Origin of the sequence: Cystobacter fuscus, assembly GCF_044360685.1 — a bacterium.
In the GTDB taxonomy this organism is placed as follows: domain Bacteria; phylum Myxococcota; class Myxococcia; order Myxococcales; family Myxococcaceae; genus Cystobacter; species Cystobacter fuscus_C.
The window spans coordinates 7266170-7291020 of record NZ_CP043491.1 but is presented as its reverse complement, the minus strand read 5'-3'; the positions used below and the strand labels follow the sequence as shown (position 1 = coordinate 7291020).

General features: G+C 69.4%; 25 protein-coding genes. 18 read left to right on the top strand and 7 right to left on the bottom strand.

All coding sequences use genetic code 11. The annotated features are described in order from the left end of the window. Positions 1–29 precede the first annotated feature (29 nt). The 8 genes from F0U63_RS29710 to F0U63_RS29675 all read left to right on the top strand — a co-directional run bounded on the left by F0U63_RS29710 (position 30) and on the right by F0U63_RS29675 (position 7206). Complete coding sequence (locus F0U63_RS29710; RefSeq protein ID WP_395834886.1) at positions 30–851, top strand: DUF4292 domain-containing protein; 822 nt, start codon at positions 30–32, stop codon at positions 849–851. Between the two features lie 84 nt (positions 852–935). Then, entirely contained in the window at positions 936–1670 is a 735-nt protein-coding gene (locus F0U63_RS29705; RefSeq protein WP_395834884.1) for a hypothetical protein, read from the top strand. A 21-nt stretch (positions 1671–1691) separates the two neighbouring features. Further along, positions 1692–2690 (top strand): hypothetical protein, encoded by a 999-nt coding sequence (locus F0U63_RS29700; RefSeq protein WP_395834882.1) that lies wholly within the window; start codon positions 1692–1694, stop codon positions 2688–2690. A gap of 40 nt (positions 2691–2730) precedes the next feature. After that, positions 2731–3726: an ABC transporter ATP-binding protein gene (locus tag F0U63_RS29695; protein ID WP_395834880.1), complete on the top strand. Its 996-nt coding sequence runs from the start codon at positions 2731–2733 to the stop codon at positions 3724–3726. Further along, positions 3699–4766 carry an ABC transporter ATP-binding protein gene (locus F0U63_RS29690; protein ID WP_395834878.1) on the top strand — a complete coding sequence of 356 codons (1068 nt, stop codon included), beginning with the start codon at positions 3699–3701 and terminating at the stop codon, positions 4764–4766. The genes F0U63_RS29695 and F0U63_RS29690 overlap by 28 nt, the downstream gene beginning before the upstream one ends. 1 nt (position 4767) lies before the next feature. Continuing rightward, positions 4768–5178 (top strand): DUF2085 domain-containing protein, encoded by a 411-nt coding sequence (locus F0U63_RS29685; RefSeq protein WP_395834876.1) that lies wholly within the window; start codon positions 4768–4770, stop codon positions 5176–5178. A gap of 136 nt (positions 5179–5314) precedes the next feature. Continuing rightward, a complete protein-coding gene (locus F0U63_RS29680; RefSeq protein ID WP_395834874.1) occupies positions 5315–5947 on the top strand; it encodes an RNA polymerase sigma factor in 633 nt (210 codons plus the stop codon). After that, on the top strand, positions 5944–7206 hold the full coding sequence (locus F0U63_RS29675) for a zf-HC2 domain-containing protein (protein ID WP_395834872.1): 1263 nt from the start codon (positions 5944–5946) through the stop codon (positions 7204–7206). Before F0U63_RS29680 ends, F0U63_RS29675 begins: the two co-directional genes overlap by 4 nt. Positions 7207–7237: 31 nt before the next feature. Here the strand turns inward: F0U63_RS29675 and F0U63_RS29670 are convergent, their stop codons facing one another. From F0U63_RS29670 to F0U63_RS29640, 7 genes are read right to left on the bottom strand one after another with little or no spacing between them, the layout of a single operon-like run. Then, the gene (locus tag F0U63_RS29670) at positions 7238–7990 is read right to left on the bottom strand and encodes a hypothetical protein (protein WP_395834870.1); all 753 of its coding nucleotides are present in this window, start codon (positions 7988–7990) and stop codon (positions 7238–7240) included. Next, positions 7987–8214, bottom strand: a complete 228-nt coding sequence (locus F0U63_RS29665) for a hypothetical protein (RefSeq protein ID WP_395834868.1) — start codon at positions 8212–8214, stop codon at positions 7987–7989. The genes F0U63_RS29670 and F0U63_RS29665 overlap by 4 nt, the downstream gene beginning before the upstream one ends. Next, a complete protein-coding gene (locus F0U63_RS29660; protein ID WP_395834866.1) occupies positions 8211–9005 on the bottom strand; it encodes a hypothetical protein in 795 nt (264 codons plus the stop codon). Before F0U63_RS29660 ends, F0U63_RS29665 begins: the two co-directional genes overlap by 4 nt. Continuing rightward, the gene (locus F0U63_RS29655; RefSeq protein ID WP_395834864.1) at positions 9002–9781 is read right to left on the bottom strand and encodes a hypothetical protein; all 780 of its coding nucleotides are present in this window, start codon (positions 9779–9781) and stop codon (positions 9002–9004) included. The genes F0U63_RS29660 and F0U63_RS29655 overlap by 4 nt, the downstream gene beginning before the upstream one ends. Then, positions 9772–10920 (bottom strand): TadE/TadG family type IV pilus assembly protein, encoded by a 1149-nt coding sequence (locus F0U63_RS29650; protein WP_395834862.1) that lies wholly within the window; start codon positions 10918–10920, stop codon positions 9772–9774. The genes F0U63_RS29655 and F0U63_RS29650 overlap by 10 nt, the downstream gene beginning before the upstream one ends. A gap of 8 nt (positions 10921–10928) precedes the next feature. Next, positions 10929–12911 (bottom strand): pilus assembly protein TadG-related protein, encoded by a 1983-nt coding sequence (locus F0U63_RS29645; protein WP_395834860.1) that lies wholly within the window; start codon positions 12909–12911, stop codon positions 10929–10931. A gap of 31 nt (positions 12912–12942) precedes the next feature. Beyond that, positions 12943–13968, bottom strand: coding sequence for a TadE/TadG family type IV pilus assembly protein (locus tag F0U63_RS29640; RefSeq protein WP_395834858.1), 1026 nt, complete (start codon positions 13966–13968; stop codon positions 12943–12945). A 267-nt stretch (positions 13969–14235) separates the two neighbouring features. Between F0U63_RS29640 and cpaB the strand changes: the two genes are divergently transcribed. The 10 genes from cpaB to F0U63_RS29590 all read left to right on the top strand — a co-directional run bounded on the left by cpaB (position 14236) and on the right by F0U63_RS29590 (position 24842). Then, positions 14236–15060 (top strand): Flp pilus assembly protein CpaB, encoded by an 825-nt coding sequence (gene cpaB, locus F0U63_RS29635; protein ID WP_395834856.1) that lies wholly within the window; start codon positions 14236–14238, stop codon positions 15058–15060. A gap of 65 nt (positions 15061–15125) precedes the next feature. Next, positions 15126–15971 (top strand): type II secretion system F family protein, encoded by an 846-nt coding sequence (locus F0U63_RS29630; RefSeq protein ID WP_002624351.1) that lies wholly within the window; start codon positions 15126–15128, stop codon positions 15969–15971. A gap of 9 nt (positions 15972–15980) precedes the next feature. Then, positions 15981–16871, top strand: a complete 891-nt coding sequence (locus F0U63_RS29625; RefSeq protein ID WP_395834854.1) for a type II secretion system F family protein — start codon at positions 15981–15983, stop codon at positions 16869–16871. A gap of 159 nt (positions 16872–17030) precedes the next feature. Beyond that, on the top strand, positions 17031–18848 hold the full coding sequence (locus tag F0U63_RS29620) for an FHA domain-containing protein (RefSeq protein WP_395834852.1): 1818 nt from the start codon (positions 17031–17033) through the stop codon (positions 18846–18848). Beyond that, complete coding sequence (gene xseA, locus F0U63_RS29615) at positions 18845–20584, top strand: exodeoxyribonuclease VII large subunit (protein ID WP_395834850.1); 1740 nt, start codon at positions 18845–18847, stop codon at positions 20582–20584. Before F0U63_RS29620 ends, xseA begins: the two co-directional genes overlap by 4 nt. A gap of 84 nt (positions 20585–20668) precedes the next feature. Beyond that, complete coding sequence (gene xseB / locus F0U63_RS29610; RefSeq protein ID WP_395834848.1) at positions 20669–21031, top strand: exodeoxyribonuclease VII small subunit; 363 nt, start codon at positions 20669–20671, stop codon at positions 21029–21031. A gap of 38 nt (positions 21032–21069) precedes the next feature. Next, complete coding sequence (locus tag F0U63_RS29605; RefSeq protein ID WP_095988432.1) at positions 21070–21459, top strand: PleD family two-component system response regulator; 390 nt, start codon at positions 21070–21072, stop codon at positions 21457–21459. A 1-nt stretch (position 21460) separates the two neighbouring features. Then, entirely contained in the window at positions 21461–22351 is an 891-nt protein-coding gene (locus F0U63_RS29600) for a polyprenyl synthetase family protein (protein WP_395834845.1), read from the top strand. Further along, the gene (locus F0U63_RS29595; protein ID WP_395834843.1) at positions 22348–24105 is read left to right on the top strand and encodes a 1-deoxy-D-xylulose-5-phosphate synthase; all 1758 of its coding nucleotides are present in this window, start codon (positions 22348–22350) and stop codon (positions 24103–24105) included. Before F0U63_RS29600 ends, F0U63_RS29595 begins: the two co-directional genes overlap by 4 nt. Next, a complete protein-coding gene (locus F0U63_RS29590) occupies positions 24102–24842 on the top strand; it encodes a TlyA family RNA methyltransferase (protein WP_395834841.1) in 741 nt (246 codons plus the stop codon). The genes F0U63_RS29595 and F0U63_RS29590 overlap by 4 nt, the downstream gene beginning before the upstream one ends. Positions 24843–24851 lie beyond the last annotated feature (9 nt).

Genomic DNA, 24851 nt, shown 5'->3' with positions numbered 1-24851 from the left:
GGGAGGTCGCCGGGCGCGAGACTTAAGCCATGAACCGCGCTGCCGTCGCAATCTTCCTGGCCCTCGTTTGTTCGGGCTGTCCCAAGCGCCTGGATTTCGGGCCTCGGGGCCGCATCACCCAGCCCGAGGAGCTCTTCCGCCTCACCCGCGAGGCCCAGGACGTCACGGCCACCCTCCAGGGGGATGGCAAGCTGCGTGTCGAGTCTCCCCAGGGCACGGGCACCGTGTCGGTCTTCCTGGCCGCCTCCCTGCCGGGCCTGCTCCGGGTGGAGATGTTCGACTTCTTCAACCGCCCCATCGCCGTGCTCGTCACCGACGGCCAGCGCTTCGGGCTGCTCCAATTCCAGGAGAACAAGTTCTACCAGGGGCCCGCCACCCCCCAGAACCTGTCGCGCTTCCTGCCGCTCGCCCTGCCGAGCGAGGAGCTGGTCTCCGTGATGCTCGGCCGGGTGCCCTTCATCCCCGCCGAGCGCATGACGCTCGGGGTGGACGAGAAGGAGGCTCTCTATGTCCTCACCCTGGTGCGCGGCGGGGTGTCCCAGGTGCTGCACATCCACCCCCGGCACCTGCGGGTGGTGCGCAGCGAGGTCCAGGGCGCGCGCACCTACGCGCTGGAGTACGGCCGCTTCGAGCCCCAGGGCGACGCCGTCTTCCCCCACCAGGTGACGCTCCGGGCGGCCTCGGCGGACACCTCCCTGGGGCTGCGCTACACCGATGTCACGCTGAATGAGGCCCCGGACCTCACCCTCTTCGATCTCTCCGCCCCCGAGGACGTTCCCGTGGTCGAGGTGGACGAGGGAGGACAGGCCCTGCCCCCGGTCGCCCTGCCGCCCGCCGCGCCGGGCTCGTGAGCGGCTCAAGAAAAGAGCAACCCCCGGCATCTCGGGGTAGAGTGAGGCGACCGGCGGGTCCGTTCGGGCCCCCACGACCGTGACATGGCACAGATCAAGCTCGGCGAACTGCTGATCAAGGCGAATGTGCTCCAGGAGAGCCAGCTCAAGGCGGCGCTCGCGGAGCAGGCGAAATGGGGCGGCAAGCTGGGAGAAATCCTGGTGCGGATGAACTTCGTGTCCGAGGACATCCTCGTCCGGGCGCTCTCCAAGCAGCTCGCCATACCCGCGGTGAACCTGGACGCACTCAAGGAAGTCCCCAAGCACGTGCTCAACCGGGTTCCGGTCCAGACGGCACGGGACTTCGCGCTGTTGCCCATGCAGCTGCGGGATGACGGCAAGACGCTGGTGGTGGCCATCGCGGATCCGCTCAACGTGCGGCAGTTGGACGAGCTGCGCGCCATCACCAAGTGCCGCATCGTCCCCAACGTGGCGGGCCGCACGGCCATCGCGCGTGCCATGGCGCGCTTCTACGAGGACTCGGGCGAACTGGAGGACGCGGACACCAACTTCAAGGTGGTGGACTCCCATGGCCGCACCGTCGTGCGGAACATGAAGGACTCGCCCGCCGCCCAGCCCGCTCCGGCCCCGGCCCCCATGCCGCCCATGGCCTCGCGCGAGTCGCCCTCGGTGCGCTCGGGCGCCAGCCCCGTGGAGATGCTGCGCGGCGTGGAGGAGGTGCAGCGCAAGGAAGTCGCCGCCCTCAAGGCCATGGTGGAGCTGCTCATCGAGAAGGGGGTCTTCACCCGCGACGAGTACCTGGCGAAGGTCAAGCGTTAGGCCGTCCCCCCTCGGTCCTCCATGCGCAAGAAGATCGGCGAGCTCCTCCTCGAGTCCGGCGTCATCAACCCGGAGCAGATCCGCAAGGCGCTCGGTAAACAGCAGCGGACCCGGGCCCGTGGTGTGCGGCTGGGCTCGGTCATCGTCACCCTGGGCTTCGCCTCGCTGCCCGAGGTGGCCCGGGCGCTCGCCCGGCAGGCCAACCTCCCCTTCGTCGAGCTGCCGGAGATTCCCCCCGAGGTGCGCGCGCTCGTGCCGCTCGACTTCCAGATCGAGCATCGCCTCGTGCCCTTCCGGCTCGAGCGCGAGGGGCGCGTGGAGCGGCTGCACGTGGCGGTGGATGATCCCTCGGACCTGCGGCCCGTGGAGGAGCTGAGCTTTCAGCTCAACAAACCCATCCGCGTGCACGTGGCCGCCGAGGACGATCTGGATCGCGTGCTGGAGCTCGTGAGTGGCCGGGTGGTGGATGGGCTCGAGGACGACGGGGATGAGCCGCTGGGAGGGGAGCCCAGCGGCCGGGCCGATGTGTCCATCCTGGATTGGGAGCCGCCTGTCTCCGCGCCGCTCAGGCCCCCGCCGCCTCCTCCCTTCTCCGACGAGGACGAGGACATCACCCTCATCACCCCTCGCGCTGCCACGAAGGCCCGGAACACCGCGCTGCCGCCGCCCCCGCCTCCCCAGGAGAACGGGGAGGTGCTCGATGAGCTGCTCGGTGGGGGGGTGCACGAGGCCGGCGACGCGGCCCCCGAGGAGGAGTCGAGGAAGGGCGTGCCCGTGGTCGTCTTCGGAGGGGCCGCCAAGGGCACGCCGCTGCCGCCGCCCCGGCCCGAGCTTCCCGACATCTCCGAGGAGGACCTGAAGGTGCTCGAGGACCTCGAGCGCATGGCGGATGGCGCCGAGGCGCAGCTGCACACGGAGAAGGTGAAGCCCGCGCGCATGGTGGCCAGCCTCATCCGCCTGCTCATCCGCAAGCGCCTCATCCACGAGGAGGAGTTCCTGGAGGAGCTGTCCCGGAAGTGAAGGCCCGGGCCGGCTGTTCACAGGCCCTCCCGTGCACCCCATGTCCGAACCTCTTCTCGACGTCCGCGGATTGAAGACCCAGCTGTCGCTGGACGCGGGTCCCGTGCTGGCCGTGGATGACGTGTCCTTCTCCCTTCCGCCGGGGGGCACCCTGGGCGTGGTGGGGGAGAGTGGCTGCGGCAAGAGCCTCACCGCGCTCTCGGTGATGCGCCTGGTGCCCGAGCCTCCGGGCCGGGTGGTGGGCGGGCGCATCCTCTTCCAGGGCGAGGATCTGCTCGCGCTCCCCGAGGAGAAGATGCGCCGCAAGCGCGGGCGCCACCTCTCCATGGTCTTCCAGGAGCCGATGACGTCCCTCAACCCCGTCTACACGGCGGGCGAGCAGATCGCCGAGGGCGTGCGGCTGCACCTGGGTCTGTCGCGCTCCGCCGCGCGCGAGCTCGCCGTGGAGATGTTGCGGCAGGTGGGCATCCCCGCTCCCGAGCAGCGCGTGGACAGCTACCCCCACGAGCTGTCCGGCGGCATGCGCCAGCGGGTGATGATCGCCATGGCGCTCGCCAGCGGCCCGGAGCTGCTCATCGCGGACGAGCCCACCACCGCGCTCGATGTCACCATCCAGGCGCAGATCCTCGATCTGCTCAAGCGGCTGCAGGCCGAGCGCCGCATGGCGGTGATGCTCATCACCCATGACCTGGGCGTGGTGGCGGGGCACTGCGACACGGTGGTGGTGATGTACGCGGGCCGCGTGGTGGAGCGGGCCCCGGTGAAGGCGCTCTTCCGGCAGCCAGCGCATCCGTACACCGCGGGCCTGCTGCGCTCCATTCCGGCGCTCCAGACGATGGACGGGCCGCCGGGAACGCGTCCGCGGTTGAAGACGATTCCCGGCATGGTGCCGGGCCTGCACCGGCTGCCCGGGGGCTGCCGCTTCCGCGACCGGTGCGAGCGCGCCCTGGACGTGTGCGCGCGGGTGGATCCCCCCTTGGAGTCCAAGCGCGAGGGCCAGGAGGCCGCATGTCACAACCCGGTGCCCGTGCCATGACCGAGCCCCTCCCCGCCGAGCCCCTCCTCCAGGTGCGCGACGTGAAGACCCACTTCCCGGTGCGGGGCGGGCCGTGGGGGCGCGTGCGCGGCAGCGTGAAGGCGGTGGACGGGGTGAGCTTCGACGTGCGGCGCGGCGAGACGCTCGGGCTGGTGGGCGAGAGCGGCTGCGGCAAGAGCACGCTCGGGCGCACCCTCTTGCGGCTCGTGGGGCCCACGGCGGGCTCCATCCGCTTCGAGGGCCGGGAGCTGACGGGCCTGTCCCAGCGCGAGCTGCGCCCCTTGCGGCGGCGCATGCAGCTCGTCTTCCAGGATCCCTATGCCTCGCTCAACCCGCGCATGTCCGTGCGGGCGTTGCTCGGCGAGCCCTTCGCCATCCACGGGCTCGAGCGGGGTGCCGCGCGCGAGGCGAAGGTGGCCGGGCTGCTGGACATGATGGGCCTGCCGCGCGAGGCCCTGGACCGCTACCCGCATGAGTTCTCCGGAGGCCAGCGCCAGCGCATCGGCATCGCCCGGGCCATCGCCCTGCGACCGGACCTGGTCGTCGCCGACGAGCCCATCAGCGCGCTCGACGTCTCCATCCAGGCGCAGATCGTCAACCTGCTCGTGGATCTCCAGCGCGAGCTGGGGCTCACCTACGTCTTCATCGCGCACGATCTGAAGATCGTCGAGTACGTCTCCACGCGCGTGGCGGTGATGTACCTGGGCCGCATCGTGGAACTGGCGGACGCGGCGGACCTCTACCGCACGCCCCGGCACCCCTACACCCAGGCCCTGTTGTCGGCGGTGCCGGTGCCGGATCCCGAGCGGCGCCGCGAGCGCATCCTGCTCCAGGGCGATGTCCCGTCTCCGCTCGCGCCCCCGCCCGGGTGCGCCTTCCATCCGCGCTGCCCCTTCGCCATGGAGCGCTGTCGGCGGGAAACGCCGCCCCTCTACTCGCTGGAGCGGGGGCATACCGCCGCGTGCTTCCTGGTGGAGAACGACGCGCGCGAGCGTCCGGCCTCTACCCCGGATGCTTCCCCCCGCCACGAGGGAGGGTAGGGTGTTCTGGCTCAGTCACCATCATCCCGAGGAGTACAACCGCACCTATGTGCTCGGGGGCGTGCGGGTATGTGCCCGCTGCCTGGGCACCTACCCGGTCCTGCTGGCCATGCTGGTGGCGCTGTTCAAGCTGCGTGCCCCGCTGACCTGGTCCTGGGATGTGCCGGTGGTGCTCGGCCTCACCCTGCCCGCGCTCGTGGACTGGGCCGTGGGCCGCTTCCGTCCCACCGGGGGCTCCAACGCCGTGCGCACGCTCACCGGAGTGCTGCTGGGCATGGCCCTCGGCCGCTCGCTCTTCATCCACCTCCAGCGGCCCCTGCCCGCGGTGCTCCTGTGGCAGGCGGCCCTGGTGGCGGGCGTCGCCGTGCCCGTGCTTCTCGCTACCTCCCGGAAATCCAACCCGGGCCCCTGAGGGATGACAGCGGCGGCTCTCCCTGTCATTCTGCCCACTTACGGGGCCCGCCGAAGACCGTAGACCTGAATCCTTCTTCATCCGTTGAAGTGGGCGGATGGGATGAGGCGGGGCGCGGGGCCCCGGGCTTGGGGGAATGTTGGAACCGGATCTCTCAGACGAACGGTTGATGCTCGCCTTCCGGGCGGGAGACCCCCGTGCGTTCGAGGTACTGGTGCGCAGGCACCGCACCCCGGTGTTCAACTTCATCTTCCGCTTCACGGGCCACCGCGCCCGGGCGGAAGACGTCCTTCAAGAGACGTGGTTGAAGGTGGTGCGCGGCGCACCGGACTACGAAACGAAGGCGAAGTTCACCACCTGGCTGTACACGATCGCGAGGAACCTCTGCGTGGACAGCGCGCGCAAAGAGAGCTATCGGCAAGCGGCCTCGCTGGAGTCGCCCACGGCGGGCTCCGAGGGAGAGGACAGCCGTCCGCTGGGCGAGGCCCTTCCCGATGAGGGCGCGAGCCCCGAGCGAGGCGCCTACAACGCCCGGGTGAGACCCTTGCTGGAGCGCGCCCTGGCCGGCCTTCCCGAGGAGCAACGTGAGGTCTTCGTGTTGCGCGAGTACAGCGGCATTCCCTTCAAGGACATCGCCGAGGTGACGGGCGTGTCGGAGAACACGGTGAAGAGCCGCATGCGCTATGCCTTGGAGGGCCTGCGACGGCGGCTGGCCGAGCTCGGCGTGGATGGCGATCTGGCAGAGGATGGAAGGACGGTGGCGGGATGAAGACCCAGAATGCCCATGCGCACGAGGAGCGGCTGCTGGACTTCGCCTATGACGAACTGCCGCTGCCCGAGGCCCATGCCGTGGAGCAGCACATTCAAGGTTGCTCGCGGTGCGCGGAGACCCTCCGGGGGATTCGCGGCGTGCGCCGCTCCATGGCCCGCCTGCCCCAGGAGGCCGCGCCCGAGGCGGGACTGGACTCCCTGCTCGCGTATGCGCAGCAGTCGGCTCGCCGGGCCGCGGCGGGCGCGGAGCCCGCCCCACGCTGGTGGCGCCGCCTGATGGCCCCCGCGTTGGGCATGGCGGCCGTGAGCGTCTTCGGGATCGTGGTCCTCCAGGTGAACCGCGACGTGGACCTGAGTCCCTCGCTGCAGAGCCCCGCGCAGGCGCCTGGCTTGCGCGCCAAGGCCGAGGCGGCCTCGGTCCCGGCCCCTGTCGTCGCCCCCGCGCGACCGTCGCGTCTCGCGGAGGCCGAGCCCCTCGCGGCGCCCCAGCGCACCGACAAGCCCGCCTACGCTTCCCCGCGCGACATCCCCCAGATGGCCAAGTCGAAGCCGCTACCCGCGGCGCGAGGCCGGGCCGCTGAGGGAAAGGTCAGTGCGCTGACCGGGATGGGGGGGAGCGCCTCGAAAAGGAAAGGCTCGGTGGACTCCAACGTCGCCTACGACTCCGTCAGCGAGCCGCCAGCGGAGATCGCCCAGGGAATGTCCGAGCCGATGGCCGCGGCCCCCGCCTCCGCGATGGACGACGACAGCTTCAAGAAGGAGGAGGCGAGGCGCGCCCCCTCCGCGGCTCCCCCGCCGCCCGCCGCTCCGGCGAGTCCGCCGGCCCGCGTGGCCAAGGCTTCGCCGCGACCGGAGCCGTCCAAGGCGGGAGTGGATTCCGAGGCGGCTGATGAGGCCGAGAAGGCCGGGGGCGTGTCGGTTTCCAGCGGGCGCTCGGCCTCGCGGGCTTCTCCGTCCCCGGCGGAGCTCGTGCGGCAAGCGGACCTGGCCCTTCGCTCGGGAGATCGTTCCCAGGAAGTCGTCTTCCTGCGCGCGGCGCTGTCCGCTGGCGCCCAGGGGCCTCAGGCCCTGTCGGTGCTCTCGCGGTTGTGCGACGCGGAAGCCGCGCTGGGTCGGCGGCGCAGCGCCATCGAGGTCTGCAGGCGGGTCATGGCGACGGCGCCCGGCTCCAGTGAGGCCCGGTCGGCCCTTCGCGTCTTGGAAGGCCAGCTGCGGTCGCCCGAGCCCGAGGCCGGCGGCGAGGTCGAGAAGCGCTAGTCCCGCCGCACTGACGCGGCACGCCGCCAACTCACGGCGGTACGGACGCGCCCTCGCCGGAGGCCGGAGCGAGCTCCGGATTGTAGGCCCCCCGGAAGACCACGGGCTCGCCGTTCGGTGCCTGGAGCCGCCACGGCTCTCCCTCGGGAGACAGGCCCACCGCCTGGAGCTCGTAGGCCACGCCGCCCTCCACGACATAGAGGAACACCGTGCCTGGCGGAGCCTCCGGGGGCAGGGCCTCGAGCGAGTCCACCTTCTGGATGCGAAAGGGCAGGGACGCGAACGAGCGCGTGCGCACGGGCGTGGGCTGGCCCTGGGCCACCTGCTGGAGCGCCTGTTGCCAGCTCTCCGCGTCCTCGGGGAGGGCGCCGCGGGTCTGGAGCTCTTCCACCATGCGGCCATGGAGCGCCCGGGCCACCTGGAGGATCTTCAGGTTGGCCGAGGGGGTGCTGCGCCCCGGCACGGGTCCCTCATGAGAGTCCCAGAGGGTGAACACCAGGCCCGCGAGGACGAACAGTGACCACAAGAGCCGCGCGCTGCGCCCGCGCAGGCTCTGCACCAGGATGACGCCCATGCCGAGCACGGTGGCGAGCACGGCCAGCACCAGCGCCGGACGCGGTGGCGGCCCGGCGTGGAAGGGCTGCGTCTGGGTGCGCCACAGGTGCTCGAACTCCGCCATGCCGGCCACGACACAGATGGCGGTCAATCCACCGAAGACGATGCCGTGGATGACCCGGAGCGCGAGCGGGGAGGCGGAGGCGGCGCGGGACGGGGCGGGCTTCACGGGAACGGCAGGTTGAGCACGAAGTAGAACGAGTCGTAATAGATCTGGTACGCGCGCAGGAAGGCGTCGATGACGTTCATCTTCTCCTTCCCGTTGCCCAGGTCGACGCTCATCATGACGATGAGGCCGAACACCAGCACCCAGTTGATGAAGGAATACTCCACCATGGCCTGGCCACGACGGGCGCGGCGGCGGAGCGTTCGAGTCGGCACGGGCGTCTTCATGGTTGGTTGTCCTTCGACCCTGAATCGGTTTCGGGGGGAGACTGGAACTTGAAGCGCGAGGGTAGCTGCTCCTCGGTCCCCAGGAACATCTTCTTGTCGTTCGGGGAGGGGCGTACCATGCGGGGCCGGGCATCCACGCCGTAGTCGCGCACCTCCATCACATAGTGGATGGGGGGAAACTCGATCTTCGCCAGGCGGAGGATGGGCACCTCCCGGCTGACCCAGTACCGCTTGATGACGAGTTGACGGTAGCGGACCTCCATCGGCTCGGCCTGCACCGTCCCCGCGAGCGTCATCACCCGCGCGGGCTTGCCCCGGGTCACGCTCGTGTCCGGACCCGCGGACAGCTGCTCGGTGGGCGGAAGGGCCGCCGAGGGCGCTTCCGGTTTGGGCGTCCCCATGAAGTGGGTCACGGCGTCCTGCTCCAGCTCCTGCAACTTCTCGTAGCCCTGGCTGACGAACATCCGCGTCACGCCTTCCGAGCGCAGCCCCACGTCACGCGTCACCAACATGAGGTACTGCGCCAGCGGCGCCTTGAGCTCCGAGTGCCTGCCGAACTCCAACTCCACCCACACCGCGTCCCGCCCTCGCGCGTCCTTCTCCTCGCCGACGACGGCCATGCGCATGAAGCCCTGTTGGGGCCCGCCATCCATCTGGTACGTCACCCACTCCCCGACACGAGCCTCCAGCCGGGCGGGCGCGTTCTCGAAGAGCATCCGGCTCTCGCGGGACAGTTGCGGCGGGGCCGCCGCCACCAGGGCCACCGCCACGGCACACAGCAGCGCGCTCATGGCTTCTTCTCCCGGCGCTGCTGGACTTCGCGCGCGTGCTCCTCGCGCGCCTGGCGCACGGCGTCCGCGTTGGGCATGCCGTCCGGCCGGTCCGTTCCCACCCAGCTCTGCGACACGGCCACCTGCGAGGGCGCCAGCTCCACCAGCGTGGTGACGGTCTGCTCGGCCCCGCGCGTGAACTCGAGCACGATGTTGCGCTGGCCATCCAGCTTGCCTCCGGACTCGCGCACCAGCTTGTAGCCCGTGGCGGTCATCTTGGAGACGAGCTCCTGCCGCACCACGTCCAGTCCCCGCTCCACCACCTGGGTGCGGTGCTGGGTGCTCCCGGCCTCGTCCCTCGAGCCCACGTCCGCGCTGAAGAGCGAGCCCTCGATCTGGATGAAGCGGCCCTTGCCCGCGTCCGGAGGCTTCTCGTACAGCCAGAGATCCTTGAGCACGGTGAAGCCCACGGTCCTGTCCCGCTCGGCCCGCAGCACCACGGCGCGCTGCAGCCCCTCGCGGGTATAGAAGGCCGACACCACGGCCTCGGTCTTCAAGTCTCCCTCCACGACGACCGGGTAGCCCTGCTTCCTCCAGTAGCCCTGGAAGTACTTCGCCACCTTCTCCAGGGAGTCCTTGGTGGTGAAGTAGGCCATGCGGTGGTACTGGCCGTCGATGAGCAGATCATTGCCGATCCGCGTGTGCACGGTGCCAGGGTAGACCGCGAGCTCCTGCTCGGCCCGCGACAGGGGGGCCCAGAGGAGCAACACCAGGAGGGGGAGGGAGCTTACTCGCACGACACCTTCTTCTTGTTCTTGTCCTTCTGGACGCTGGGATCAGGGGCGGGCGTGTTGGGCATGTCCGCCTGCTCGTTCTTGCAGCCCATGAAGCTGTTGCCCCGGGCCATGAACACCTTGCGGTAGAGCGAGTCGTCGTACTTCTGGGTGTCGCGGAACGGGGCGGTGTCGAAGCAGCGCTGGGCGTCGTCGTCCAGGCCGGGATACTCGTTGAGGTTGTTGAGTCCCAACGAGGCGCCGTGCCCCGGCTTGTTGCACTTGTTGCCCTCGGCCGAGGGCTCATAGTTGTTGGCGACCACGAACGGTCCGAAGAAGTCGGGGAACACGAAGTTGGCGATTGCGCCGAGCCCGTCCAACCCCACTTTGTCCGCGTAGTTTCCTACACCCAGGAACGTCATCCGGTCCACCTGCACGGCCATGCCGTGCTGGTCCTTGCCTCCGCTGTGCACGCCCGCCCGCTTGGGGGCCATGACGGCGTTGGCTCCGTCCGGCAGGTGCCAGCCGTTGGCGATGAGGGTGTAGCGGTTCTTCACCGGCAGGTTGCTCAGGTCCTTGCCGCCCCAGTTGTCGACGTCGAAGAAGCCCTTCTGCTCCTGCTGCAGGTAGTTGCGCGGCAGCCCGAGGCTGGCGAGCTTGCTGGTGATCTCCACCTGCACCTGCCCCTTGGTGTTCATCTTGAAGTGGTCGAGGAAGAAGTTGAGCGTCTTGCCCACCGCGTTGCTGGCCTCGTCGCCCGTGCCCCCGTTCCCCTCGAAGACCCGGCTCAGGTCGACGCCCGACACGGTCTGGTTCTCCACCTTCACCTGCACCGGCTCCGCGCCGAGCATGAAGCCGAACTTGCCGTCCGGCTCGAGCGAGTCCAGGTCCTTGTAGCGCTCGGCCGCCTCGTCCACCGCCGCCTTCTGGGCGGTCTCGAAGGCCTTGTCATGGTCCGCGCTGCCGTAGTCGCTCAGCGTGTAGCTGCTCATCTCCCACGCCGTGTAGCGGCTGGCCTCCTGCATCTTGAGCTTCGCCCGGATGATGTCGCTCAGGAACATGCTGAACATGAGGATGGACACCAGGAGGGGCACCACGAGCGCGAACTCCACGATGGCGGCGCCGCGCCGGACGGTCTTCTTGTGTGCGCGTGAGCGGAGCATGACGGTTCTCAGTGGGTGATGATCTTCGCGGGCGTGTCGCGCACGGACTCGGGCAGCGAGTTGGTGAGCTTGTTGATGAGCGGCAGCGACTCCCGGCCCTGCCAGACGGCCGCCAGGCGCGGTCTCCAGTAGGGGTTGAAGAAGTTGGGCTGCTCGGTCCAGTTGCCGGGCCGGTGGTAGTACGTCTGTCCGCGCGAGATGACGCTCATGCCCGAGGAGATCTGGAAGCCGGCGATCTCCAGCTTCTTGCGATCGTTGTCCAGGTCCAGCGTCGTGGACGAGGAGCCCATGGAGAAGGTGAGCTTGCCGCTGTCGTTGAGCAGACCCGGCGTGTTGTGGGTGGCGCCGGTCTGATCCCCCTTGGAGTTGTGCAGCTCGTCCGTGCTCTTGTTGAGCAGCACCCAGGTCGACGGCTGGTTGAAGTCGTGCTTGCGCTGGGCCATCTCCGTGGTGCTGGGGGTGGAGTTGAAGCCCCCTCCGCAGTCCTTCGCGTAGTCGCCGGGCTCGAAGTGCGGGAAGGGCATCAGGCCTTCCCAGGCGTGGTTGGTGTCATCCGGATCGATCCGGGTGTTGGCCACGAACACGGACATCTTGAACAAGCACTTGATCGGCGTGTCCAACAGACAGGGCTTGGTCTCATTGATCCCCACCTTCTCGTCATCATCGTCGGAGGCCTGGCCGGGGAACACCACCCGCCAGTGCGCGCCGCCCTTGCGCTCATGCTTGCTCAAGGCCCAGATGCTCGTCTTGAGCGTGCTGTCCTTGTCCTCGCGCGGATCTCCCCAGCAGTCGCGCCACGTCCGCTTGTCCCCCGAGCTGCGCTGCTTGGGGCAGTAGAAGGGGTTGTTGAGCGGGCCGAGACTGCTGCCCGGCCCCAGCTTGATGTAGTACGGGTCGTCCGAGGCGAGGATGTCTCCCTGGGCGATCATGCCCATGGGGAGGTTGGGCAGGTCGTTCATCTCGCGGATCTTGTTGCGCTTCTTGGACTTGGCCCCCGTCTGGTCCTCATCCGTGCCGTAGCCGAGCTTGTAGGTGAGAAAGCGCGTCTGGCCCCACTTGGGAACGCTGTCGAGGAAGGTCTCCAGGGGCTTGAGCCAATCGGGGATGGGCAGCAGCGCGCCCAGGGTGCGCTTGGTGACCAGGGTCTCCGGGCACAGACTCGTCTTCGCGTCACAGGGAAAGCGCGTGGCGTTGGTGATCCCCGCCATCACCCGCTTGGCGCGGGCGATCTTGCTGGACTCGTCCCGCTCCCTGGGGTCCAGTTCCTTGAAGGGGTTGACCGGCGCGAACGGCGTGCCGTTGGCCTGCTTGTAGTGGGTGCGGTTGTAGAGGCACTGATTGATGACCCCCGCGAGCGTCTGCGGGATGAGGGAGTCCACGTTGGGATCGTTCGCGGCGATGATCGTGTTGGAGGTGCCCAGCACGTAGGTGGACGTGGACATCATCACCGCGGTGGACGCCCCGGCCATCACCCCGTTGAGCATCCGGTGCCCAGGCACCACCAGCCTTCCAATGGCGCGATCGATGGACGGGAAGACCTTCTTCATGACCTCCAGGATCATCCGGACCGCCTTGAAGACGATGTCCAGCGCCTTCATGAGGATGCTGATGTAGGGCAGCTTGTCGAGGACGGCGCAGATGATCTTCCAGCGTCCACTGCGTGAGTCCGAGGGGAAACACGGACCGATGGTGCGCATGAACCCGAAGATGTCCGTCAGGAAGGCCTGGATGGAGAACAGGAACGAGTCGAGCGACTGCCACATCATCGCCGACACGTAGTGCGACACCTGGGTGCGGTTGGTGAACGCGTAGAAGTTGAACGCGCGCGCCTCCATCGCCGCCGTGGAGTAGGCCGCCGCGTCCGCCGTGTTCTGCAGGCGGATGCGCTCGTGCACCCCATGGCCGATGTTCACCGTCGTGATGAGCGCGATGCTCAGGATGAGCATCAACAGGCACGCGAGCACGAGGGCCTGGCCCTCCTGCCGCTTCATGCCTCGTCGAAGAGCACGGGTCATCATGGCGTTACAGTCCCCACTCCGGTTCCAGATGCATCAGCCACTTGTAGTAGAAGTTCGACTGCATCCGCATGCTGTAGGTGGCCGTCAGCGGGATGAAGTAGCGCTTGCCCACGTACTTCGAGAGCAGGGGGATGCTGCCGGTGGCCAGCATCCAGAGCACGGTCATCTCCGGCTGGTAGAGCGAGTTGTAGCCGCGCTGGTGATCGAGTCCCTTGACGGGCACCGCGCCCACCTCGCTCATGCCGCCCTTCTTGCTGGTGATGCGCGCGCTCGAGTCGGTCGTGGGCTTGTAGATGGCACCGCCCAGGGTCACCCCCGCGTTGGCCGCCCACCAGGACGTGAAGATGATCCAGTTGGCGAAGGGCACGCGCAGCTCGTACCAGTAGCGCACCCGGATGCTCAGCACGGTGGCCTTGCGGTAGACCTCCTCGTCGTTGTCCGGCAGCGCCAGGTTGAAGAACTTGGCGAACTTCGACTCCAGCGAGGGCACCTGCGGGTAGGTGTCCGGCCCGTCGAAGTCCAGCTCCTTCCAGCCCGCGCCCGAGCGCAGCTTCCACACGCTCTTGATGGGCGAGTACCAGGAGGGGTTCACCGTGTCGACGCGCACCTGGCCGAAGAGGTTGGAGCCGTTCACCGACGCCGGCACGCTCGAGGTCTGGGTCGAGCCCGCCTTCGGATCATCGCTCTGCTTCTTGTTCGGCCAGGCCAACAGCTGCAGCGCCTCGTCGTAGAGCTGCGCCAGCGCCCACGTCTTGCCCAGGTGGTACAGGGTGTCCGTGCGGCCCATGGTGGGCAGCAGCGCCATGATGGCCGCGTCGTGCATGCGCTCGTTGTTGCCGTTCCACACGATGCCCGTGCGCGCCGCGCAGTACGCCGCGTACTCGGTCATCAACTTCGCCTGCTGCATCATCGTCAGCTGGATGAGACCCAGACCCAGGAAGACCATGAGCGGGAGGACCAGTGCCGATTCGACCGCTGCTTGTCCTGATTCCCGGGATGGGGGGCAGTGTTCACTCATGAATACCGCCATCTAGCGACATCCATGCCAGGGAGTGTATCGGTCAGGTGGCCGTCCGAGGGGAGTCCACCGGCGAAACAACGTGTCAGGTCTCTGGACGGTTGACGCGTGGGGTAGGGCAAGCAGCCAACCGCACTCTCGCGTCTTTGACACCTTCCATGACTACTGGATAACATCGCCGCCCGCTGGTGCCTCGGGCCCCCGCTTTGCAAACAGCTCCCGCACCGCCGCATTCCCGCCCCCCGCGGGCGACCCCCCGCTTTTGGAGGTCCTCAAGACATGCTGAAGGGTAAGACTCCTCTGATCATCGCGCTGGGCCTCGGCCTACTGGCTGGAATCATCGCGTGGTCCGCCATCAAGAAGAAGGAGGCGGACGTACGCCGGGGCTGGAATCTGGTGCCGGTGGTGGTGGCCACGCAGGATCTGCCCGAGGGGACCGTCATCACCTTCGAGATGATCAGCCAGCGGCAGGTGCCCGAGCAGTTCGTCACCTCCTCGGTGGTCAAGCCGGACTCGGCCAACTACGTGGTGGGCCAGAAGGTGCTCGTGGCGCTGCAGACGGGCGACCCGCTGCTGTGGAGCCAGTTCGAGACGACCAAGGCCGCCGAGCGCCTGTCCACCAAGGTGCAGAAGAAGGTGCGCGCGGTCACCATCGACTCGCGCACCACCACGTCGGTGGGGGGCTGGGTGCGTCCCAATGATCACGTGGACGTGATCGGCACCTTCCGCGACCCGCAGACGGACGAGAGCGTGGCGGTGACGCTGCTGCAGAACGTGATCGTCCTGGCCACGGGCAAGGTGACGGGCACCACGAACGTGAACCTCATCCCCGAGTCCCAGCGCGAGTACAACAACATCACGCTGATGGTCATCCCCGAGGAGGCGGAGATCCTCACCCTGGCCTCGGAGCTCGGCAACCTCACGCTGTCGCTGCGCAACGAGGAGGACGTGGACATGATCGAGGAGCGCGGCCGCGCCACCATCACCACGCTCCTGTCGGGCGAGCGCACCCGCGTGCTCGAGCAGAAGCGCCGCGAGATCATCCAGATCATCAAGGGCAGCGCCTCGGAGAAGAGCGCCGTGGGCTCCTCGGGTACTCCCTGAAGCGCCGCTTGATTCCTTCCTCCCCGCTGCTGGCCTCCCCCCGTCGCTGAAGGAAGTCCTCGCCCATGCTGGCCGGAATCGTCCTCCTCCTCGTCACCGGATCGGTCTTCTTCTTCAGCCTGGTGATCTTCACCGTGCTGGCGAAGGCCTACGAGCAGTACCAGGAGCGCTACGTCGTCAAGTCGATGAACGACTTGAGCGACATGTTCCTCTTCATCGATGCCCGTCAGCTGCTGGTGCTCAACATCGCCAGCATGTGCCTTCTGGGCATCCTGTCGTACATCATCTTCAACCCCATCCTGTGCGTGGTGTGCACCATCTTCGGCTTCTTCCTGCCGATCATCCTGGTGAAGCACTACCGCAAGCGGCGCATCAAGAAGTTCAACGTGCAGCTGGTGGACGCGCTGCAGGCCATGGCCAACGCGTTCAAGGCGGGCCTCACGTTCCCGCAGGCCATCGAGCACGTGGCGCGTGAGGCCCAGCCGCCGCTGGCCCAGGAGTTCGGTCTCTTCGTGAAGGAGATCAAGCTGGGCGTGCCCCTGGAGGAGGCCCTCATCAACATGGGCCGCCGGGTGGGCAGCGACGACCTGGAGCTGGTGGTGGTGGCCACCAACATCGCGCGGCAGCTCGGCGGCAACATGGCGGAGATGTTCGAGACCATCTCGAGCGTCATCCGCGAGCGCTTCCGGCTCGAGGGGAAGATCGACGCGCTCACCTCCCAGGGCAAGCTGCAGGGCTGGGTGGTGGCGGCCATGCCGGGCGTGCTCGGCCTGGTGCTCAACTACATGCGTCCGGACCTGATGGAGCCGATGATGGACCACTGGTTCGGGTATGTGCTGGTGACGATCATCGCGCTCATGGAAGTCATGGGCGTGCTCATCATCCGGCGCATCGTCAACATCGACATCTAAGGAACGGCCATGAGCGATGTTCTCACCACGACGCTGATGGGCGGCTCGGCGCTGATGTTCGCGGCGTCCGTGGGCTTCTTCGGGTTCGGCGTCTACCAGAACTACTTCTCGCAGTTCGTCTCGGAGGTGCGCGACGAGTCGGCGGGTGGCGTCGCGGGCTTCAGCTCGGTTGCCATCCGCAAGCTCGGCGTGATGAACCGCCGCTTCATGTGGCCGAGCTACGAGTCCAAGATGCGCCGCAATCTCATCCGCGCGGGTGAGCCCCAGGCCTTCAAGCCCGAGGACATCATGGCGCTGCAGGAGATCTCCGCCGCGGTGGGTCTGCTGGCGGGGCTCATCCTGGTGAACGCCATCGGCGAGAACCTGGCCTGGGCGCTGGTCTTCATGCTGTTCGGCATGTACTACCCGCTCATCTGGGTGAACGATCAGGTGAAGAAGCGCCACCTGCTCATCTCCCGGGCGCTGCCCTACAACCTGGACCTGCTGACGCTGTCGGTGGAGGCGGGCCTGGACTTCACGGGCGCGCTGGCCAAGGTGGTGGAGAAGGGCAAGGCGGGCCCGCTGCGCGAGGAGCTGCAGATCGTCCTCAAGCAGCTCAAGATGGGCAAGACGCGCGAGGAGGGCCTCAAGGCGATGATCGCCCGGGTGGACCTGCCGTCGCTCACCACCTTCGTCACCGCGCTCATCCAGGCGGACAAGATGGGCACCAGCCTCGGCAAGGTGCTGCGCATCCAGTCCACCCAGCTGCGCATCGACCGCACCCAGCGGGCCGAGAAGCTCGCGGGCGAGGCGCCGGTGAAGATGCTCTTCCCGCTCATCGCGTGCATCTTCCCCACGGTGTTCATGGTGCTCTTCGGGCCCATCGTGTTCCAGTTCATGTTCGGCGACGTCGGCAGCTAGCCCGCTCAAGGCCACCGAGCGGGCGGCCACGGTGCGCGACGACATCAACCGGAGCTTTCCTCCCGAGGCGCATCGCTGTCACAATCTGGCGGCCGAGAAGGCCATCGAGCACGGGCCGTGACGCCCGTGCTCGTGTACGAAATGAAGCGGTGACTTCCCATGTCGAACGGTTCCCCTCCCACCCGTCGTCGCCCCACGACCAGTTCCTCGTCGGACGCCCCCTCGGGCGGCGCGCGTCCGCGTCCCACGGCGCGCAGGAGTCCCACCGCCGCCGCCGCGCCTCGTCCCTCCGAGCCGGAGCCCCTTCCCCCGTCGGCCACGAAGCTGGTGTGCACCGCGGGGCCCTGCGCCGGTCAGGAGTTCGGTCTGGAGGATGGCGAGTACGTCATCGGCCGTGCCAACGACAACCCCATCTGCATCCCGGACTCCTCGGTGTCCCGCCGGCACGTGCTCATCCGGCGCCTGGGCGGAGGCTGGACGGTGAACGATCTGGGGTCCGGTAACGGTACCCTGATGAATGGCGAGCCCCTGAGCGAGGAGACGCCCCTGGTCTCCGGCGCCGTGCTCACGCTGGGTGACACCGAGCTCACCTTCAACGACGCCTCCAATGCCACGATGATGATGCCGATGCCCTCGGCACCGCCCGCGCGCCCGGCCCGTACCCGCCCCGCGGCCGCTCCGGCGGCGCCCGCCGCGGAGGAGGAGGAGGGGGACGGAGAGGTGGCGATCGCCCCCCGGCGTCCTCCGCCCCGTCCCGAGTCGCGGGTGCGCCCGGGCCGGGGCCGCACGGCGGCGGCGGATCCCGAGGCGCAGAAGCGCAAGAAGCGCCTGCTGGTGATCTCCGCGTCCGTCTTCGTGCTCCTGGCGGGCGTGCTGCTCGTCATGAAGTTGCAGCAGCAGCGCCAGGCCGAGGCGCAGCGCCAGAGCGCCCAGGCCGCCATGCAGCAGCGCGAGCAGATCGCCGGTCTCTTCCAGGAGGCCAAGAACCTCATCCGCGATGGCAAGTGGTCCGAGGCCAAGGAGCGGCTGCTGGCGCTCAAGGAAGCCGAGCCCGATCACCCGCAGGTGGGCGACTACCTGGCGCGCGTGGAGAAGGAGATTCCCAACCAGCTGGCGCTCGAAGCGGCCCGGACGGCGCTGGAGCAGAACCAGCTCGGCCCGGCGTCCACCTCCCTGGCCAAGGTGTCCCAGGACACCCAGATGTTCGAGCTGGTGGGCTCGTTGCGCCGGGGGCTGAAGGACAAGGCCGACAAGCGCGTGGGCGAGGCCCTGTCGCTCCTGTCGCAGAAGCAGTTGGATCAGGCCAAGGCCATCACCGACGACGTGCTCGTGGCCTTCCCGGAGCACCGCGACGCCAAGGTCGTCAACGAGCAGGCCGCGCGCGCCATCGCGGAGCGTGACGCGCCGCCCCCTCCGCCCACCCCCAAGGCGGTGCCCAAGCCGTGGGAGGTCGCGGTGGATCGCTACCGCGATGGCGATCTGCAGGGCGCCATGGCCATGGCCAACGACTGCGCGGCCAAGGCCCCGCAGTGCAAGACGCTCACGAGCCAGCTCGCGGACTTCGGCATGCTCCACAAGCGCATGGAGGATCTGGATGACCGGGGCCTGACTCGCCTGCTGGAGCTGGACCGGAGGATCACCAACGGCCGCGGCAGCAAGCTCGTCGCCGGGGCCGGCAAGCGCGCCGCCAACAACTATTACAAGATGGCCTCCTCGGCGAAGGTGTCCGGGCAGTGGGGCCGCGCGATGGACTATGCCCAGCGCGCCCTCCAGGCGGACCCGAGCAACACGGGCGCCGCCAACATCGTCAGCGAGATGCGCCAGAAGGCGAAGGACGTCTACATGAGCGCCTACGCCATGAAGGACACCGATCCCGAGGAGGCGCTGCCCAAGTTCCGCGAGGTCATGTCCATGACGTCGCCGGATGACGAGACGCACCAGAAGGCCAAGGGCTGGGTCGAGAAGCTCAAGCGATGAAGAAGCGGCGCGCGACGGGCGAGGCGCCTCCCGCCCCTCCGGCGGGGCAGGGCGATCTGTTCGGCGGGGCTCTGCTTCCCCTGGCTCCGCCGCCGGCGGAGGCCGTGGCGCCCAAGCCGCCCGAGCCTCCCGCCCGGCCCCCCGCGCCCGTGCCGCCCGCGGCGCTGGCAGACGTGTCCACGTCGCTGTCCCCGCTGCCCGGAGCGCCCCCGCGCCCGGCGGCTCCCACGCGCACGGTGCTCACCGTGGGCGAGCTCACCCAGCAGATCAAGACGACGCTCGAGTCGCGCTTCCCCCGGGTGCTGGTGCGCGGCGAGGTGTCCGGCTTCCGGGGCGCCAACGCCCGTGGCCACCTGTACTTCACGCTCAAGGACGCGGAGGCGTCCATCGACGTGAAGATGTGGGCCTCGCAGGCGGCGCGGCTGCGCTTCCACCTGCGCGACGGGCTCGCGGTGGTGGTCGAGGGCAGCGTGGACCTCTACGCGCCCTCGGGCCGCTACAGCCTCATCGCCTTCAAGCTGGAGCCGGAAGGGGAGGGAGCGCTGGCGCTCGCCTTCGAGCAGCTCAAGGCGCGGCTGGCCGCCGAGGGGCTCATTGGCGACAACCGTGTCCGGCCGCCCCGCCCACTGCCCTTCCTGCCCCGGCGCATCGGCGTGGTGACGAGCCGCACCGGCGCGGCACTGCAGGACTTCCTGCGCGTGCTGCACTCGCGCCACCCGCGCCTGTCCGTGCTGTTGTGCGACGCGCGCGTGCAGGGCGAGGGCTCCGCCGAGGAGGTGGCGCGCGGCATCGAGCGCCTGTCGCGCACGGACGTGGACGTCATCGTTGTCACGCGCGGCGGCGGCTCGAAGGAAGATCTCTGGACGTTCAACGAGGAGCGAGTGGCGCGCGCCATCTTCGCCTCGCCCGTGCCGGTGGTGTCCGCCATCGGGCATGAGATCGACTTCACCATCGCGGACTTCGTGGCGGACTGGCGTGCGCCCACCCCCAGCGCGGCGGCGGAGCGGCTCGCGCCGGTGTTGCAGGAGCTGGAGTACGGCCTGGCCACCTGGTCGGTGCGGCTGCGCAAGGCGGCCGAGCGCCGCATGCTGGAGCTGCGCGGCGCCCTGGTGCAGGCGCGCGGCGGTCTGGTGGATCCCCGCCGGCGCCTGTCCAACGAGCGGCTGCGGCTGGCGGACGCCGAGGAGGCGATGACGCGGCAGATGCGGCTGGTGCTCCGGCGGCACCGGGAGGATCTCCGGGCCCACACCGAGCACCTGCAACGCCAGCGGCCCCAGTCACGGCTGGCCGAGCAGCGCGCGCGGCTGGTGCAGCTGTCCGCCCGGCTCAAGGACGCGCTGCGCGCGGACGTGGCGGCGCGCCGGGCCCGGGCGGCGCAGGCCCGCTTGCGGCTGGAGCGGGTGTCCCCGGCGGCGCGGGTGGCCGAGCTGCGCGCCCGGCTGGCCGATCACAAGGCCCGCCTGGTGGCCCTGGAGAAGGACGCGCTCGCCCACGCCCAGCGTCACTTCCAGGGGTTGGAGGGCCGGTTGGATGCCCTGAGCCCCCTCAAGGTCATGTCCCGCGGCTACGCCGTCACCGTCCGGCGGCGCGACGGCGGGGTGGTGCGTTCCATCGCGGACGTCCAGCCCGGCGAGCTGCTCGGCATCAAGTTCGCCGGCGGCGGGGCGAAGACGCTCCAGGGATGCGAGGAAATCGAGGCCACCGTGACGGCCGTGAAGGGTCCGGTGGATTGCTAACCAACCCCCCTCAGGTCCCTCTGGAACCCGGAGAGAGCCTCCTCTATAGAGTCCGCCGGCTCTTTCTCTCGAGGTGGACACGCCGTGGCGAAGGACAGCAGGGGCAAGGGGGCGGAGGCGGTACCCGAACAGTACGGGGACGTGGTGCAGAAGCTCGAGGAGATGGTGGCCCGGCTCGAGGGCGGCACCCTCTCGCTCGAGGAGTCGCTCAAGTCCTTCGAGGAGGGCATCAAGCTGGTGCGCCGGGGTGAGCAGCTGCTCAACGCGGCGGAGAAGCGCATCGAGGAGCTGCTGTCCGCGGATGGACAGGACGAGGTGGTGGCGCTGCAGACGGGCGTGAAGCCCCCGGTGGTGTCCCCGGCGCCCGCCACCCCCGCTCCGGCCCGGAGCAGCCCGGCTGCTTCCCGAGCGGCCACGCCCCCTCCCGAGGATGATGTGCCGTTCTAGTTTGTCCAGGGACGACGACCCCTCACCCCGGCCATCCCATGTCCAAGCCCAAGGTCACCATCGTCGACGATGACCGCGACACGCGCGAGTTGCTCTCGCTCGCCCTGGAGTCCGAGGACTTCGAGGTCAACGCCGCCGCCAACGGTCTGCGGCTCATCGCCTCCCTTCAACTCAAGCGGCCCGACGTCATCCTCATGGACGTGAACATGTCCTGGATCGACGGCTTCGAGTTGTGCAAGGCCGTCAAGAAGAACGAACAGTTCCGCGACATCCCCATCATCTTCATCAGTGGACGTGGGGAGCCCGAGGACAAGCGGCGCGGCGCGGAAGCCGGCGCCGCGGATTATTTCGTGAAGCCCCTGGACCTGGAGGCGCTGATCCGCCGTCTGCGTCAGCTCCTTCCACAGCCCACGCCCGAGGTTACCTGACATGTCGTCTTTCGATCTGGATGCCTACCTGAACACCCAGCAGCAGAGGGTGGAAGCGCTGCTGCGCTCGCGCATGGAGGAGCTGGGGACCCACGTGCCCCCCCGTCTGCTCGAGTCCATCCGCTACTCGCTGCTGGCCGGTGGCAAGCGGCTGCGTCCGGTGTTGTGCCTGAGCTTCGCCGAGGCCGTCCTCCAGCAGAGCACCGTGTCGCGCGTGGTGGAGGACTGCGCGTGTGCGCTCGAGTTCATCCACACCTATTCGCTCGTGCACGATGACCTGCCGTCCATGGACGACGACGATCTGCGCCGGGGCGTGCCCACCAACCACAAGGTGTACGGCGAGGCGATGGCCATCCTCGCGGGCGACTCGCTGCTCACGGATGCCTTCGCCCTGGTGGCCGGCGGCCCCGAGCCGATGCGCGCCACGCTCTGCCGCGAGCTGGCCGTGGCCGCGGGCTCCTCGGGCATGGTGGGCGGCCAGGTGCTGGACATCGCCGAGGATCGGCCGGCCCACATCGACTACCTCACCCGGATGCACCGCCTGAAGACGGGCGCCCTCATCCGCGCCGCGTGCCGCATGGGCGTCATCGCCGCGGGGGGCAGCGCCGACGCGCTCGCCCGCGCGGACGCCTACGGGGACGCGGTGGGACTCGCCTTCCAGATCGCCGATGACGTGCTGGACGTCACGAGCGACGCGTCCACCCTGGGCAAGCCCGTGGGCGCGGACGCCGCCGCCGGACGTCACACCTTCCCGGCGGTGCTGGGCCTGGAGGAGTCCAAGCAGCTCGCGGCGCGCAAGGTGGCCGATGCCATCGCCGCCGTGGCCCCGCTGGAGCCCCGCGCGGGTCCGCTGGCGGCGCTCGCGCGCTACTCGGTGGAGCGCAGCTCGTGACGGAGCGGCTCCTGCCGCGCATCCACGAACCCAAGGACCTCCGGGCCCTGCCCGAGTCCGACCTGCCCCGTCTGTGCGAGGAGCTGCGGGAGGACATCATCACCCTGTGTGGCCGCGTGGGCGGCCACCTGGGGGCCTCGCTGGGCGCGGTGGAGCTCATCGTCGCCCTGCACCGCGTCTTCCACTCGCCCCAGGACGCGCTCGTCTTCGACGTGGGCCACCAGGCCTACGCCCACAAGCTGCTCACCGGCCGGCGCGAGCGCATGGACACCCTGCGCCAGGCCGGGGGCATTTCGCCCTTCCTGGATCCCCGCGAGAGCCCCCACGATGCCCTGGCCGCGGGCCACGCGAGCACCGCCGTCTCCGCCGCGCTGGGCATGCTCCAGGGCCGGCGGCTGCGCGGACTGCCCGGGCACGCGGTGGCGGTGGTGGGGGACGGAGCGCTCACCGGCGGCCTCACCTTCGAGGGGCTCAACAACGCTGGGGGCGCGCACCTGCCGCTGGTGGTGGTGCTCAACGACAACCAGATGTCCATCTCCGCCAACGTGGGCGCCATCCCCGCCCTGCTGCGCACGAGCGGAGCCCGGGCCTTCTTCGAGGGGCTCGGCTTCACCTACCTGGGGCCGCTGGACGGACACGAGCTGCCCACGCTCCTGCACGCGCTGCGCGAGGCGCGCACCTCGTCGCGTCCGGTGGTGGTGCACGCGCTCACGCAGAAGGGCCGGGGCTTTCCCCCCGCCGAGGCGGATCTCCAGACGCGCGGCCACGCCATGGGCCCGTACGAGTGGCGGGATGGGAAGCTCGTGCGCTCGCGCGGGGGCCAGCGCACCTTCAGCGAGGCCTTCGCCTCCGCCGTGGAAGAACTCATGGCGCGCGACGCGCGCGTGGTGACGGTGACGCCGGCCATGCTGGAGGGCAGCGCCCTGGTGCGGCTCCAGCAGCGCTTCCCCGAGCGCGTCTTCGACGTGGGCATCGCCGAGTCGCACGCCGTCACCTTCTGCGCGGGCCTGGCCGCCACGGGACTGCGGCCCGTGTGCGCCATCTACTCGACGTTCCTGCAGCGCGCGTACGATCAGATCATCCACGACGTGTGCCTGCCGGGGCTGCCCGTGCTCTTCGCCGTGGATCGCGCGGGCCTGGTGGGCGCGGATGGCGCCACGCACCAGGGCACCTACGACGTGGCCTCGCTGCGGCCCATTCCCGGCCTCACGATCATGGCGCCGGTGACGGGCGAGGACGTGCCGGAGTTGCTCGCCACCGCGCTCGCGCTGCCGGGCCCCTCGCTCATGCGCTTTCCCCGGGGCACGCTGCCGGAGTGGCCGGCCGGACTCGCGCCCGAGGCACCGGAGACGGGGCGGGGCGCGCGCTGGTTGAAGCGGGCGCGAGCGCCGCGCGTGTGCCTGCTCACCCTGGGGCCGCTCGCCCTGTCCGCGCTGGAGGCCGCCGCGGCGGAGCCGGACTGGAGCGTGGTGGACGCGCGCTTCGTCACCCCGCTGGACGAGGCGGCCGTGCTGGAGGCCGCCGCCTGTGGGCGGCTGGTGGTGGCGGAGGAGGGCACGACGCACGGGGGTCTGGGGAGCGCGGTGTTGGAACTGCTCGTCGCCCGGCGCGTGACGGCCCGGGTGACGCGGCTGGGCATGCCGGATGTCTTCGTGCCCCATGGAGACGCGCGCGTGCAGCGGGCGCAACTGGGCCTGGATGCCGCGGGGTTGCGACGCGCGGCCCAGGCGTTGCTCGAGGAGGACGCACCATGAAGCCGCGCAAGGAGCGGCTGGACGTGTTGGTGGTGGAGCGGGGGCTCGCGGAGTCGCGCACCAAGGCCCAGGCCCTCATCCTCGCCGGCCAGGTGGTCGTCGGGGACCAGCGCGTGGACAAGCCCGGCTCGCTGGTGCCCGTGGAGGCGGAACTGCGGCTCAAGGGCGAGGTGTTGCCCTACGTGTCGCGGGGCGGGTTGAAGCTCAAGGCGGCCATCGATCGCTTCGGCCTGGACATGCGCGGCCGGGTGGCGGCGGACATCGGCGCCAGCACGGGTGGCTTCACCGACTGCCTCCTGCAAGAGGGCGCCGTGCGCGTGCATGCCATCGACGTGGGCTATGGGCAGCTCCACGAGAAGCTGCGCACGGATCCCCGCATCCGCTCGCGCGAGCGCGTCAATGCCCGCTACCTCACCGAGGAGGATCTGCCCGAGCCGGTGGACGTGGTGGTCATCGACGTGAGCTTCATCTCGCTCACGCAGGTGCTGCCCGCGGTGCTGCCCTTCCTCAAGCCCAAGGGCCTGTTGGTGGCGCTCGTGAAGCCCCAGTTCGAGGTGGGGCCGGACCGGGTGGGCAAGGGCGGCGTGGTGCGGGACGTGGCCGCGCGTCAGGAGGCCATCGACTCCACGGTCGCCTTCGTCCAGCGGCAGGGCCTCACGGTGCGCGGGGTGATGGACTCGACCGTGCCGGGCCCCGCGGGCAACGTCGAGGCGCTGCTCGTCGCGGACCGGCCCTGAGCCGAGCGG

Excerpts from the sequence above, each read along its gene's own strand:
- F0U63_RS29625 (WP_395834854.1), top strand. The coding sequence starts at position 15,981 with ATGAGCGATGTTCTCACCACGACGCTGATGGGCGGCTCGGCGCTGATG.
- F0U63_RS29600 (WP_395834845.1), top strand. The coding sequence starts at position 21,461 with ATGTCGTCTTTCGATCTGGATGCCTACCTGAACACCCAGCAGCAGAGG.
- F0U63_RS29675 (WP_395834872.1), top strand. The coding sequence starts at position 5,944 with ATGAAGACCCAGAATGCCCATGCGCACGAGGAGCGGCTGCTGGACTTC.
- F0U63_RS29680 (WP_395834874.1), top strand. The coding sequence starts at position 5,315 with ATGTTGGAACCGGATCTCTCAGACGAACGGTTGATGCTCGCCTTCCGG.
- F0U63_RS29710 (WP_395834886.1), top strand. The coding sequence starts at position 30 with ATGAACCGCGCTGCCGTCGCAATCTTCCTGGCCCTCGTTTGTTCGGGC.
- F0U63_RS29665 (WP_395834868.1), bottom strand. The coding sequence starts at position 8,214 with ATGAAGACGCCCGTGCCGACTCGAACGCTCCGCCGCCGCGCCCGTCGT.
- F0U63_RS29640 (WP_395834858.1), bottom strand. The coding sequence starts at position 13,968 with ATGGCGGTATTCATGAGTGAACACTGCCCCCCATCCCGGGAATCAGGA.
- F0U63_RS29660 (WP_395834866.1), bottom strand. The coding sequence starts at position 9,005 with ATGAGCGCGCTGCTGTGTGCCGTGGCGGTGGCCCTGGTGGCGGCGGCC.
- F0U63_RS29705 (WP_395834884.1), top strand. The coding sequence starts at position 936 with ATGGCACAGATCAAGCTCGGCGAACTGCTGATCAAGGCGAATGTGCTC.
- F0U63_RS29590 (WP_395834841.1), top strand. The coding sequence starts at position 24,102 with ATGAAGCCGCGCAAGGAGCGGCTGGACGTGTTGGTGGTGGAGCGGGGG.
- F0U63_RS29695 (WP_395834880.1), top strand. The coding sequence starts at position 2,731 with ATGTCCGAACCTCTTCTCGACGTCCGCGGATTGAAGACCCAGCTGTCG.
- F0U63_RS29620 (WP_395834852.1), top strand. The coding sequence starts at position 17,031 with ATGTCGAACGGTTCCCCTCCCACCCGTCGTCGCCCCACGACCAGTTCC.
- F0U63_RS29690 (WP_395834878.1), top strand. The coding sequence starts at position 3,699 with ATGTCACAACCCGGTGCCCGTGCCATGACCGAGCCCCTCCCCGCCGAG.
- xseA (WP_395834850.1), top strand. The coding sequence starts at position 18,845 with ATGAAGAAGCGGCGCGCGACGGGCGAGGCGCCTCCCGCCCCTCCGGCG.
- F0U63_RS29700 (WP_395834882.1), top strand. The coding sequence starts at position 1,692 with ATGCGCAAGAAGATCGGCGAGCTCCTCCTCGAGTCCGGCGTCATCAAC.
- F0U63_RS29605 (WP_095988432.1), top strand. The coding sequence starts at position 21,070 with ATGTCCAAGCCCAAGGTCACCATCGTCGACGATGACCGCGACACGCGC.
- F0U63_RS29650 (WP_395834862.1), bottom strand. The coding sequence starts at position 10,920 with ATGCTCCGCTCACGCGCACACAAGAAGACCGTCCGGCGCGGCGCCGCC.
- cpaB (WP_395834856.1), top strand. The coding sequence starts at position 14,236 with ATGCTGAAGGGTAAGACTCCTCTGATCATCGCGCTGGGCCTCGGCCTA.
- F0U63_RS29645 (WP_395834860.1), bottom strand. The coding sequence starts at position 12,911 with ATGAAGCGGCAGGAGGGCCAGGCCCTCGTGCTCGCGTGCCTGTTGATG.
- F0U63_RS29630 (WP_002624351.1), top strand. The coding sequence starts at position 15,126 with ATGCTGGCCGGAATCGTCCTCCTCCTCGTCACCGGATCGGTCTTCTTC.